Annotated in this window: 11 protein-coding genes; 3 read left to right on the plus strand and 8 right to left on the minus strand. The window is 68.6% G+C overall.

Annotation, left to right across the window (positions count from 1 at the left end):
* Nucleotides 1–26: 26 nt before the first annotated feature.
* From mmsB to BFN33_RS08190, 6 genes are all read right to left on the minus strand, one after another.
* Complete coding sequence (mmsB, locus tag BFN33_RS08165) at nt 27–1271, minus strand: multiple monosaccharide ABC transporter permease (protein WP_069759231.1); 1245 nt, start codon at nt 1269–1271, stop codon at nt 27–29.
* Nucleotides 1268–2818 (minus strand): multiple monosaccharide ABC transporter ATP-binding protein, encoded by a 1551-nt coding sequence (gene mmsA, locus BFN33_RS08170; RefSeq protein ID WP_069759232.1) that lies wholly within the window; start codon nt 2816–2818, stop codon nt 1268–1270. Before mmsA ends, mmsB begins: the two co-directional genes overlap by 4 nt.
* A gap of 46 nt (nt 2819–2864) precedes the next feature.
* A complete protein-coding gene (gene chvE / locus BFN33_RS08175) occupies nt 2865–3971 on the minus strand; it encodes a multiple monosaccharide ABC transporter substrate-binding protein (protein WP_069759650.1) in 1107 nt (368 codons plus the stop codon).
* A gap of 143 nt (nt 3972–4114) precedes the next feature.
* Nucleotides 4115–5086: a hypothetical protein gene (locus BFN33_RS08180; protein ID WP_069759233.1), complete on the minus strand. Its 972-nt coding sequence runs from the start codon at nt 5084–5086 to the stop codon at nt 4115–4117.
* A gap of 108 nt (nt 5087–5194) precedes the next feature.
* Nucleotides 5195–6199 (minus strand): zinc-binding dehydrogenase, encoded by a 1005-nt coding sequence (locus BFN33_RS08185; RefSeq protein WP_069759234.1) that lies wholly within the window; start codon nt 6197–6199, stop codon nt 5195–5197.
* Nucleotides 6196–7353, minus strand: coding sequence for a mandelate racemase/muconate lactonizing enzyme family protein (locus tag BFN33_RS08190; protein ID WP_069759235.1), 1158 nt, complete (start codon nt 7351–7353; stop codon nt 6196–6198). The genes BFN33_RS08185 and BFN33_RS08190 overlap by 4 nt, the downstream gene beginning before the upstream one ends.
* Nucleotides 7354–7654: 301 nt before the next feature.
* On the opposite strand from BFN33_RS08190, the gene BFN33_RS51265 reads away from it, so the two are divergent.
* Nucleotides 7655–8992 (plus strand): hypothetical protein, encoded by a 1338-nt coding sequence (locus BFN33_RS51265; RefSeq protein ID WP_069759236.1) that lies wholly within the window; start codon nt 7655–7657, stop codon nt 8990–8992.
* Between the two features lie 40 nt (nt 8993–9032).
* On the opposite strand, the gene BFN33_RS08200 is transcribed toward BFN33_RS51265, so the two are convergent.
* Nucleotides 9033–9467, minus strand: coding sequence for a MarR family winged helix-turn-helix transcriptional regulator (locus tag BFN33_RS08200; RefSeq protein WP_069759237.1), 435 nt, complete (start codon nt 9465–9467; stop codon nt 9033–9035).
* Nucleotides 9468–9558: 91 nt separating this feature from the next.
* Here BFN33_RS08200 and BFN33_RS08205 point away from each other — a divergent pair, with 91 nt between their 5' ends.
* Nucleotides 9559–10557, plus strand: a complete 999-nt coding sequence (locus BFN33_RS08205; protein WP_069759238.1) for an NADP-dependent oxidoreductase — start codon at nt 9559–9561, stop codon at nt 10555–10557.
* A 96-nt stretch (nt 10558–10653) separates the two neighbouring features.
* Nucleotides 10654–11073: an organic hydroperoxide resistance protein gene (locus BFN33_RS08210; protein WP_069759239.1), complete on the plus strand. Its 420-nt coding sequence runs from the start codon at nt 10654–10656 to the stop codon at nt 11071–11073.
* Between the two features lie 75 nt (nt 11074–11148).
* Here BFN33_RS08210 and BFN33_RS08215 read toward each other — a convergent pair whose 3' ends face one another.
* Nucleotides 11149–12300: a serine hydrolase domain-containing protein gene (locus BFN33_RS08215; RefSeq protein ID WP_069759240.1), complete on the minus strand. Its 1152-nt coding sequence runs from the start codon at nt 12298–12300 to the stop codon at nt 11149–11151.
* Nucleotides 12301–12558 lie beyond the last annotated feature (258 nt).

Consider the following 12558-nt stretch of genomic DNA (forward strand, 5'->3'; position numbering starts at 1 on the left):
ATCTCTCCGACGGGGCCCGAGATGACTTACGAACCGGACTTGCGCTTGTTCCACACGTCGAACCCGACCGCGGCCAGCAGGGCGAGGCCCTTGATGACCTGTTGCCAGTCGGTGCCGACACTGAGGAGGTTCATGCCGTTGTTCAGCACACCGAGGACGAGACCACCGATGATCGCGCCGAGGACGGTTCCCACACCGCCGCTCATGGAGGCGCCACCGATGAACGACGAGGCGATCGCCTCGAGTTCGAAGTTCAGGCCCGCCTTCGGGGAGGCCGCGTTCAGGCGGGCTGCGACCACCAGACCCGCCAGGGCCGCGAGCACGCCCATGTTCAGGAAGACAAGGAAGGTGACCTTCTTGTCCTTGACGCCGGACAGCTTCGCGGCCGGCAGGTTGCCGCCGATCGCGTAGATGTGCCGGCCGAAGACCGCGTTGCGCATGACGTAGCCGTAGCCGACCACCAGCACACCGAGGACGAGCAGGATGATCGGCGCGCCCTGGTAGCTGGCGAGCAGCATCGTGACCGCGAGGACCGCGGCGGCGATCGCGACGAGCTTGAGCAGGAAGGCGTTCCTGGGCAGCACGTCCAGCGCGAACTCCTGCTCGCGCTTGCGGTCGCGGACCTCCTGGTAGACCACGAAGGCCAGCAGCGCGAAGCCGAGCAGCAGGGTGAGGTTGTGGTAGTTGGTGTCCGGGCCGACCTCGGGCAGGAAGCCGTTGCCGAGCTTCTGCAGACCGTTCGGGAACGGGCCGAGGGTCTGGCCCTCGAGCAGGATCTCCGTCAGACCGCGGAAGAGGAGCATGCCCGCCAGGGTGACGATGAACGACGGTATGCCGAGATACGCGATCAGATAGCCCTGGACCGAGCCCGCGACCGCGCCCACCACCAGGGTCAGCACCAGCGCGACGGGCCAGGCCACGTCGTGCTGCACGGTCAGCACGGCCGCGAAGGCGCCCACGAACGCGGTCAGCGAACCGACCGATAGGTCGATGTGTCCCGCGATGATCACCAGCATCATGCCGATCGCGAGGATCAGGATGTAGCTGTTCTGGAGCACCAGGTTGGAGACGTTGCGCGGCAGCAGCAGGTCGCCGTCGGTCCACACCGCGAACAGCGCGACGATCAGACCGAGCGCGATCAGCATGCCGTACTGGCGCATGTTGCGGCGCAGCCCGTTCAGCATCAGCTGGAGCAGGCCCTCGCCGGAGGACGACCCCCCGCCCTTGCCCGGCGGCGCCGCGGCCGGAACCTTCGTCACATCGGTGCTCATCGCGTTACCTCTTTGTCCTTCGTCATCTGGCGCATCAGCACTTCCTGCGTGGCCTCGGCCCGCGGAACCTCACCCGTGAGCCGTCCGGCGGCCATGGTGTAGATGCGGTCGCACATCCCGAGCAGCTCCGGCAGCTCGGAGGAGATGAAGACGACCGCCTTGCCCTCGGCGGCCAGCTGGTCGATGACCGTGTAGATCTCGTACTTGGCGCCCACGTCGATACCGCGCGTGGGCTCGTCCAGGATCAGCACCTCGGGACCCGCGAAGATCCACTTGCTGAGGACGACCTTCTGCTGGTTGCCGCCGGACAGTCTGCCCACCGTCTCGAAGACGGTCGGCGCCTTGATGTTCATCGACTTGCGGAAGCGCTCGGCGACCTTCCGCTCCTCGTGCTCGTCGACCACACCGCGCTTCGCGACCTTGTTCAGGGCGGTCAGCGAGATGTTGCGGTTGATGTTGTCGATGAGGTTGAGGCCGTAGTGCTTGCGGTCCTCGGTGACGTACGCGATGCCGTGCTCGACCGCCTCGGCGACGGTCTTCGTACGGATCTCCTGGCCGTCCTTGAAGACCTGGCCGCCCGCGTGCCGGCCGTAGGTGCGCCCGAACACGCTCATCGCGAGCTCGGTACGCCCCGCGCCCATCAGGCCCGCGATACCGACGATCTCCCCGCGCCGCACATGGATCGACACGTCGTCGACCACCTTGCGCTGCTGGTCGATCGGGTGGTGGACGGTCCAGTTGCGGATCTCCAGCGCCGGGGCCGCGTCCGCCTCGCCCTTGTAGAGGGTGCGGTCGGGGAAGCGGTGGTCGAGGTCGCGGCCGACCATGCCCGAGATGATCCGGTCCTCGGTGGTCTCCGGGTCCTTCACGTCGAGCGTCTCGATGGACTTCCCGTCGCGGAGGATCGTCACCGAGTCGGCGACCTTGCGGATCTCGTTGAGCTTGTGGGAGATGATGATCGAGGTGATGCCCTGCTTCTTCAACTCCAGGATGAGATCCAGGAGTTTGCCGCTGTCCTCGTCGTTCAGAGCCGCGGTCGGCTCGTCGAGGATGAGCAGCTTCACCTTCTTGGAGAGTGCCTTGGCGATCTCCACCAGCTGCTGCTTGCCCACACCGATGTCGGTGATCCGGGTCTCCGGGTGGTCGCTCAGACCCACCCGGCGCAGCAGCTCGGTGGCGTGCTTCAGCGTCTCGTTCCAGTTGATGAACCCGCCCGAGGCGTGTTCGTTGCCGAGGAAGATGTTCTCCGCGATCGACAGGAACGGCACCAGGGCCAGTTCCTGATGGATGATCACGATGCCGTGCTGCTCGCTCGCCCGGATGTCCTTGAAGGAGACGACCTCTCCCTCGAAGAGGATGTCGCCCTCGTACGTGCCGTGCGGATGGACGCCGGAGAGCACCTTCATCAAGGTGGACTTCCCGGCGCCGTTCTCACCGCAGATGGCATGGACCTCGCCCTGACGGACGGTCAGAGTGACGTCCGACAGCGCTTTGACGCCGGGAAAGGTCTTGACGATCGAGCGCATTTCCAGGACGGGTCCCGCCATGGTCGTGCCTTTCAATCAGGGGGATGGGCCGACAGGGAGGGGCTGACTAGTTGAGCTCGCTCGCCTTGTAGTAGCCCGTGTCGACCAGTTCCTTGGTGTAGTTGCTCTTGTCGACGCTCACCGGCTGCAGCAGGTAGGCCGGGACGACCTTGCTGCCGTTGTCGTACGTCTTGGTGTCGTTGACCTCGGGCTTCTTGCCCTTGAGGACGTCGTCCACCATGGCCGAGGCGACCTCGGCGAGCTTGCGGGTGTCCTTGTAGACGGTCTGCGTCTGCTGGCCCGAGATGATCGACTTCACCGAGGCGAGCTCGGCGTCCTGGCCGGTGATGACCGGCAGCGGCTTGCTGGCGGAGCCGTAGCCGTCCGACTTCAGCGCGGCGAGGATACCGATGGAGATGCCGTCGTACGGCGACAGGACCGCGTCGACCTTGCCGCTGCCGTACGTGGAGGTGAGGATGTCCTCCATGCGCTTCTGCGCCGTGGCGCCGTCCCAGCGCAGCGTGGTGACCTGGGTGATCTTGGTCTGCTTGGACTTGACGACGAGCTTCTTGCTGTCGATGTACGGCTGGAGCACGCTCATCGCGCCGTTGAAGAAGTACTTGGTGTTGTTGTCGTCGTTGGAGCCGGCGAACAGCTCGATGTTGAAGGGGCCCTTGCCGCTCTTGAGACCCAGCTTGTCGACGATGTAACTGGCCTGCAGCTCACCGACCTTGGTGTTGTCGAACGACGCGTAGTAGTCGACGTTCGGCGTGCCGAGGATCAGCCGGTCGTAGGCGATGACCGGGATCTTGGCGTCCTTGGCCTGCTGGAGCACGTTGTTCAGCGACTTGTTGTCGATCGCCGCGACGATCAGGCCCTTGACGCCCTGGGTGATCAGGTTCTCGATCTGCGACACCTGCTGGTCGGGGTCGTCCTCGCCGTAGACCAGCTTGGTCTTGTAGCCCTTGGACTGGAGGTTCTTGACGACGTTGTTGCCGTCGGCGATCCAGCGCTCGGAGGACTTGGTCGGCATCGCGATGCCGATCGTGCCTCCCTTGGAGCTGCCGGTCGACTCCTCGCTGCCGCCTTTGCTGTCCTGGCCACAGGCCGAGAGGGTCAGGGCGAGGGAGGCGGCGCCGGCTATGGCGGTGAGTGCGGCTCGACGAGTACGCATGATCATCATCCTTGATGTCGGGAGGGGTTCGGTCTGGCGGTGCGGGACGCTCTGGCAAGGAGGTGCGGGCTCTGACCGAGGAAGGTGCGTGTGGGATTGTGTGCGGCTGCGTCTGCTTTTGTGAAGGGACTCGGTCCGAAACGTTATGAGGGTGTTTCGAAACGCTTCAGCGCCCCCGGCAGCCGCGAACCGAGCGGCGCCATGTCGCCGTCCGCTCCGTGCCGTGCGAGCAGGTCCAGGGCGAGCCGCCCCCGCCGTACCCGTTCCCGGGCCGTGTTCAGGGTCAGGTCGCGCATGTGGTGGCCGTACGGGTAGATCCCCGGGGCCTTGGACAGGCCGAACTTCAGGTAGAGCGGCGCGCCGCGCCGGATCAGTTCGGCGACCTCGTACATCCGCACGTAACCGCCGAGATCGTCCGGCGCCTCGATGTACATGTCCATCGGGGCGGCGGAAACCCGCCGGATCTCCGTGAGGTGATCGAGCGTCAGATCGCTGGGCACGTTGATGGAGTCGGCGCCCAGGTTCTCGTACACCGCGTAGGCGGCCGGGTTGACAGGGCCGACGAGCGCGCTCAGCTTCAGCGTGGTGTCGGCCGGGATGATCCCGGCGGCACGCGCCCGGTGCAGCGTCCACAGCACGCCCTCGTCGGCGACGAGGAGGCACTGGACGCCCAACTCCGTTGCCCGGACGGCGTCTTCGACGCAGCCGGCCACGGCGTCGTGGCCGCGGGCCCGGAGGCCCGCGCCGCGCGAGTCGGAGCGCGTCGAGCCGCCGATGTCCCAGGTGCCGCGCGGGCCGGTGAACAGACAGAGCTCGATGTCGCGTTCGCCCGTCGCCTCGACCATCTCGGTGATCTCGGCGTCGGTCAGCATCCACACACCGCTGCCCTGGCTGATCCGGTGGATCGGCACATCGAGCCGCGAGGCTTCCTTCAGGACGACGGCCAGCGCTTCCGGCCCCTCGCACGAGGGGATCTCGGTGCGCCAGCGGCCACCGCCGGGGAAGGTGTGCGGCGAGGCATCGGCGGGATCCAGGGCGGGCGCGCCCAGGCCGAGCGCGGTGAGCGCCTGTTCACCGGGGCGGCGGGCCGCCGGGGCGGAAGCGTCGGTCGTCACAAGCTGTCCTTTGTGTTCGATATGTCGGACGAGGTTCGCGGCTCAAGTCGTGCGGGGCGTGGGGTACGCCGGTACGGAGTGGTCAGGTCACCCCGTACCGGCGTACGTCTAGGGGCGGAGCAGCACCTTCCCGACCTTCGGATCACCGGACCCGACCAGCTCGATCGCCTCCGGGAACCCGTCGAGCGGGAGCTCGTGGGTGACCAGCGGCAGCGGATCCAGCAGACCGGCCCCGAAGACCCGCACGGTGTGCGCCCAGGCGTCCGGCGGGGCTCCGAAGACGGTGTGCACCTCCAGCTGCCGTACGACCAGGTCGGTCGGATCGAGACCCTCGGCGCCCGGCGCCGGGATGCCCGTCAGGACCAGGCGTCCGCCGCGCCTGAGCAGACCGGCGGCGGTGCCGGCGGCGGTCGCGGACCCGGCGGTCTCGATGACGACGTCGTAGTCGTCGGGGAGCTCCTGGTCCCTGGTGCGGAAGTCCGTGGCACCGAAAGCTTTCGAAAGCTCCGCCCGGTCGGGCCGGGTCCCTACCACGAGCAACTCGGCGGGCGAGCCCGCCTTCAGGAACTGAACGGCGAACATCCCGAGCGTCCCGGTCCCCACCACGGCCACGCGCTCGCCGGGCAGGGCGTTCGCCTTGATCGCGGCGGCCGCGATACAGGCGGCCGGCTCCAGCAGGGCGGCGGCCGTCAGGTCGGCGTCGTCCGGCAGGACATGGAGCAGGCGTGCAGGCAGGGTGAGCGTGGTGGCCATCGCACCCGGCTGGGTGAACCCGGTCTCCTCGTACCCGGCCGTGCACAGCGTCGTCTCGCCCGCGTGACAGCGGTCGCAGACCTGGCAGTTGCGGAAGCCCTCGCCGACGACCTTGCGGCCGACAAGAGTTGAAGGAACACCCGCCCCTACCGCCTCGACCGTCCCGGACCACTCGTGGCCCGGAGTGAGGGGGTAACGGACGTACGCCTCGGGCCGGTTGCCCTGGTACACCTCGCGGTCGCTGCCACAGATGCCGACGGCGTGGACGCGTACCAGCGCCTCGCCGGCGGCGGGCTCACGAGGGGTGTGCTCGTCGAGCCGGTGCTCGCCGGGCCCCTCGATGACGACCTGCGCGCTCACTTGGTGCCCTTGGGCTTGCGCTGCTCCCAGCCCTCGGCCCACAGATCGAAGCGGGCCTGCTGCTGCGGGAACTCCGCGGCCGCGTCGACGTCCAGCTCGACACCGAGACCCGGCGCGTCGGAGAGGTGGAAGTAGCCGTCCACGACCTGCGGGGCGCCCTTGACCACCTTCTTGATCTCCGCGTCGGCGAAGTCGTTGAAGTGCTCGAGGATCTTGAAGTTGGGGGAGGTGAAGCCGACCTGCAGCGAGGCGGCGGTCAGCACCGGGCCGCCCACGTTGTGGGGGGCGACCAGCATGTAGTGGGTCTCGGCGGTGGCGGCCAGCTTCCGGGTCTCCCAGATACCGCCGATGTGGCCGACGTCAGGCTGGATGATGTCCACGGCCTGGCTCTCGAAGAGCTCGCGGAACTCGATGCGGTCGTGGATCCGCTCACCGGTGGCCACCGGGATGTCGACCTTGGCGGCGACCTTCTCCAGCGCCTTCAGGTTCTCCGGCGGCACCGGCTCCTCCAGCCACGCGGGCTTGAAGGGCGCCAGGTCCTTGGCCAGCCGGATCGCCGTCGACGGCGAGAACCGGCCGTGCATCTCCAGCATCAGTTCGGCGTCGGGACCGATGGCGTCCCGTACGGCCTCGATCAGCGAGACGGCGTACAGGCTCTGCTCGTGGTCCAGCTCGAAGTGGCCGGTGCCGAACGGGTCGATCTTGAGCGCCTTGTAGCCGCGCTCCATGACCGTCTGCGCGGCCTTGTGGTACGCCTCGGGAGTCCGCTCCGTGGTGTACCAGCCGTTGGCGTACGCCTTGACCTTGTCGGTGACCTTGCCGCCCAGCAGCTGCCAGACCGGCACCCCGAGGGCCTTGCCCTTGATGTCCCAGCAGGCCATCTCGATCACGGCGATACCGGACATGACGATCTCGCCGGCCCGACCGTAGTCGCCGTACTTCATCCTCTTGACGAGGTCCTCGACAGCGAACGGGTCGGAGCCGAGAATGTGGTTGTTCTCGGCCTCCCGCAAATAGCCGATCAGCGCGTCGGTGTGTCCCAGCATCCGGGTCTCGCCGACTCCGGTGATGCCTTCGTCGGTGTGCACCTGGACGTAGGTCAGGTTGCGCCACGGCGTCCCGACCACGTGTGTGCTGATTCCGGTGATGCGCACGGCGGTTGCCCCTCGTTGCTTCGTCGGCTCAGTGACGTTGTTCGAAATTTCGTCACACGTTCGAAATGCTGACGTGACAGTAAGGAGGGGGTGAGGGGAGTGTCAATGGGTCGAACGCATAACGGTTTCGACACCGCTTTCGACACGGCTTTCGAAGTCGCTTTCGGTGAGATCGGGAAGGATGCCCGAACGGTCCCTGACGGGCCTCTCAACTCGCCACGCCGAAATGGGTAGTTCAACACACAACCTTCACAGGCGTGACTATGAAAGCCAGGTGAGAGGAACTTAGTCTTCCCGCGTCATGGACTACTGCAACCCGTGCCGACGGCACCTCAACGGCGCCCTCGCCTGCCCGGGGTGCGGCACCGCGATCGAAGAGCTCCGCGCATACGCTGCCCGCGTACCGGCCCAGGGCGGACCGCAGGACCCCCCGGCGGTCCCGGCGTACGCGACGTATGCAGCCGAGGAGCAGTACGGCGCCCCTTCCCTCGCGGGGGACGCCCACGCGGGCCATGAGGCGACGGCCGGGGGCTTCGGCGGCCACGGGGACGCGGGCGGGACGGGCGGGTACGGCGGCCAGGGACTGGCTGGGGCGTACGGTCCGGGCGGCGATCAGGGGGCGGCCGCGGTATACGGCACGGGCGCGACCTCCTCGTACGGCGCAGGCGGCAACGAGTCCACGCCGTACGGCGTGGAGGGGCGCGGCACCACCTCGTACGGCCCGGGTGGCGACGCCGGGGGCCACGGTGGCGTGGCGTACGGCGTGGACGGGCACGGCACCCCCTCGTACGGCCCGGATGGCGGGGCGGGATATGGCGGCGATGCGCAGGGTGGCGTGGCGCACGACGCCGGGGGTCACGGTGGCATGGCGTACGGCGGGGACGGTGGCGCGGCCGCAGGTGGTGGGCCGGGGGAGAGCGGGGCGGGCTACGGCTCGGCCGAGGCCGACACCGGCTCCGACCCCAGCCTCGGGGAAGGTGCCGACTCGGATGCCGACGTGAGCAGCGGCCCCGTCGGTGGCCGGGCCTCGCGGCGGCGCGCGCGTGGCCGGAGTGCGGAGAGTGTGGACAGTCCCGCCCCCTCCGTGGAACCCGAGGATGCCCAACCCGACGAGTACGACGAGGACGACGAGGACGACGAGGACGACCCCACCGGCGGAGCCAGTCGTCGCGATCGCAAAGCAGCGGCTCACCGCAGGCGCCGCCGCCGGACCCTGCTGATCGCCGCCGGGTTCGTGCTCGCGGCCGGCGGTCTGAGCCTCGCGGAGCTGGGCATGGACGCCCCCGGTTCCTCCCCCAAGCCGGCCGCGGCGGGCGGGGAGTCGGCCGAGGGCGGCGCCTCCCCGGAGGCGAGCGAGTCGGCGTCGAAGGCGGCCGGCTCCGGAGCAACCGTTCCCTCGGGGTCACCCTCCCCGAAGGTCTCCGAGTCCCCGTCGGCCTCCGCGTCCAAGAGCGAGGACGCCGACGCGAGCAAGAGCCCCGACAATCAGTCGGCGCCCACCAAAACGTCCGGTGCGTCGACCCCCACAGCAACGGCCACGTCCACGAGCGGCGGCTCGGCCCCCACCGCCACCCCCACCACCGCGGCCCCGAGCCCGTCCCCGTCGGAGTGCAACCGTTTCCTGTGGTGGTGCACGTGACGCCTTCGCTCATGTGAAGCGAAGGCTCCGGAAGCCGCGCCTACGCGTCCCGCATCCGTCGCAGCAGGTCCCGAAGGGACTCCCGTTCCCCCTGCGACAACCCCGCCAGCGGCTCCCGTGCGAACCGCAGCCCCTCCCGCAGTTCCCGGGCCACCTGGACCCCCGCCTCCGTCGCCGCCGCCACCTTGACGCGCCGGTCCGCGGGGTCGGGCCGCCGCTCCACCAGTCCGCGTGCCTCCAGCCGGTCGACTATCCCGGTGACGTTCGACGGCTCGCACTTCAGTTTCTGGGCCAGCTTGCGCATGGGCAGCGGCTCGAGGGACAGCAGACTCAAAAGCCGCGCCTGCGCCCCGGTGAGGAGGTGCTCCGCGGCGGCATCCTCGTAGTCCGAGTAGAAGCGGGCCACCACGTCCCCGATGAGCTCCACGACTTCCATGGTCAGCGCGTCGGGCCGGGTCTTGTGAGGTGTCGGCATGGGATCCAGGGTACCCCGTTACTTGACAACCTGAAATATTCAGAGGCATGGTTGTTTCAGGTACTGAAGTAAATGGAAGGGTTCAGGCATCATGATCAACCGCGAATGGCACCTCCTCTCCCGCCCGGTCGGCTGGCCCAAGCCGGAGGACTTCGCCCTGGTCGAAGCCGAGGTCCCGACCCCCGGAGAAGGCCAGGTGCTGGTCCGGAACAAGTACCTCTCCGTCGACCCGTACATGCGCGGCCGCATGAGCGCCGCGAAGTCGTACACCGCGCCCTTCGAGCTCGGCAAGGTCATGCAGGGCGGCGCGGTCGGCGAGGTCGTGGAGTCCAACGCCGAGGGCTTCGCCGTGGGGGACCACGTCCTGCACTTCTTCGGCTGGCGCGAGTACGCGGTCGTACGCGCAGAGAACGCCGTCAAGGTGGACGCGGGCGCCGCGCCCCTGTCGACGTACCTCGGCGTCCTCGGCATGACCGGCCTCACCGCCTACGCCGGCCTCCTGCGCACCGCCTCCTTCAAGGAGGGCGACTCGGTCTTCGTCTCCGGCGCCGCGGGTGCCGTCGGCAGCCAGGTCGGCCAGATCGCCAAGCTCAAGGGCGCCTCCCGGGTCATCGGCTCCGCCGGCTCGGACGAGAAGGTCAAGCTGCTCGTCGAGGAGTACGGCTTCGACGCGGCCTTCAACTACAAGAACGGCAAGGTCAGCGACCAGCTGCGCGAGGCTGCCCCGGACGGCGTCGACGTCTACTTCGACAACGTCGGCGGCGACCACCTGGAGGCAGCCATCGGCTCCCTCAACCAGGGCGGCCGGATCGCGGTCTGCGGCATGATCTCCGTCTACAACAACACCGAGGCAGCCCCCGGTCCGCGCAACCTCGCCCGTCTGATCCAGACCCGCGGCCGTATCGAGGGCTTCCTGGTCGGCGACCACTACGACCTCCAGTCGGAGTTCGTCTCCGAGATCGGCCCGTTGGTGGCGTCCGGGCAGCTCAAGTACCGCGAGACGGTCGTCGAGGGCATCGAGAACAACCTGGAGGCGTTCCTCGGGGTCCTGCGCGGCGACAACACCGGAAAGATGATCGTCAAGCTGTAGCCCTGTGCTGGATTTCCGGCATGCGGTAACTTCTTTCCGAATTCCACCGTCGATCGTGGGCGCGAGTCGCGGTGGACCGAGGAGGAAGACAACCGCATGTCCATCCAGCAGACCGATGTCCTCTACACGGCCGTCGCCACCGCCGAGAACGGCCGCGACGGCCGTGTCGCCACCGACGACGGCAGGCTCGACGTGGTCGTCGACCCGCCCAAGGAGATGGGCGGCAGCGGCAACGGCACCAACCCCGAACAGCTCTTCGCCGCCGGGTACAGCGCCTGCTTCCAGGGCGCCCTCGGCGTCGTCGCCCGCCAGGAGAAGGCCGACATCTCCGGCTCGACGGTCACCGCGAAGGTCGGCATCGGCAGGAACACCGACGGCTTCGGGCTGATCGTCGAGATCTCGGCGACCCTCCCGAACCTCGACCCGGCCACGGCCCGGGCCCTCCTTGAGAAGGCCCACCAGGTCTGCCCGTACTCGAAGGCGACCCGCGGGAACATCTCCGTGACGCTCGCCTGACGGAGCTCGTTGGTCGTACAGGGCGGAGGCGGCACCCCTGGACGTGGGGTGCCGCCTCCGCTCATGCCCTACGGCTCATACGGCCAGGGCCGCCTGGTGTACGGCCCGCACGAACCGCTCGTTCTCCGGCGCCGCCCCTCCCGGGAACGCCATCCGGCGGCGGGTGTAGCCGTAGGCCAGGCCACTGCGGGGATCGGCGAAGGCCTGGGAGCCGCCGGCGCCGCTGTGGCCGAAGGAACCGGCGCCCAGGAAGGGGTGCCACATGTCGGCCGTGGCCTGGAAGCCCAGGCCGTACGACTTCTGGGCGCGGGCCACCAGGTCGTAGCCCACGGATTGGATCTGGCCCACCTCCGCGATGGTGTCCGGCTTCAACAGGGGCGGCCGGTCGCCCACTTCGCTGATCGCCGCCGCGTACATCCCGGCCAGCCCGCGCGCGGCCGCCACCCCGCCCGCCGACGCCGGTCCCTTCGCCCGTACGGCACGGGAGTTGGCGTAGCCCACCAGGTCACCCGGGTTTGGCACCTGCTGGTTGAAGGCGATCGCGGCCAGGGTGTGCGGACCTGTCGGCGCCGCGTCCATCAGGGTCTGCTGCTCGGCGGTCGGGGCCATCGGCTGCACGGAGCGGTAACGGGGTTCCAGCGCCTCGGGCAGCCCCAGATGGAAGTCCAGCCCGTACGGCGCCCGGATCCGCTCCTCGTACACCTCCTGGAGCGACCGGCCGGTCGCCCGGCGCACGATCTCACCGCTGAGCGCGCCGATCACCAGAGCGTGATACCCGAAGGCCGTGCCGGGGCGCCAGAACGGCTTCTGGTCCGCGAGCCGTTCCGCCACCGCCCGGTCGTCCGTCAGCTCCTGTGCGCTGAACCCGGCGTCCAGACCGATCACCCCGGCCCGGTGCGCCAGCAGATCGCGCAGGGTCAGCTGGCCCTTGCCCTCGGTCCCGAACTCCGGCCAGTAGTAGGTCACTTTGCGGTCCAGCTCCAGCGTGCCCTCCTGGACCAGGAGGGCGGCCACCAGATGGGCGGCACCCTTGGTCGACGAGAACACGCCGTAGAGGGAGTCCGGTCCGACGCCCTCGCCCGCCCACAGGTCGACGACCCGCCGACCGTGCACGTACGCGCTCAGCTGTCCCTCGTAGTCGGGCCGTTCGCCCGCCACGAAGGCGGCGAACTGCTCGCGCACCGCCTCGAAGCCGTCCGCGACGGTGCCGTGGATCTCCTGCGTCATCCGCTCTCCTCAACCTCAGCCGCTGCTCGCGTGTGCCATGGTGAACAATGCCCGCCCGAGCTGGGCGAACTCCCTCTTCGGGTGATCCAGGAACAGGACTGGTCTCGCAGGAACGGTTCTCGTGGTGTGCACGCGCACCTCCTGAGGGGCTTCCTGAGATCGGTACGGCGAGATGTACCTGTTCGACTCAACCGCAACAAGCAGGAGTTCGTGGCGCGGATGCCACGGATGGCGCAACTCGGGTGCCCGGACGGGGCA

Source organism: Streptomyces sp. LUP47B, from assembly GCF_001746295.1.
Classification (GTDB): Bacteria; Actinomycetota; Actinomycetes; order Streptomycetales; family Streptomycetaceae; genus Streptomyces.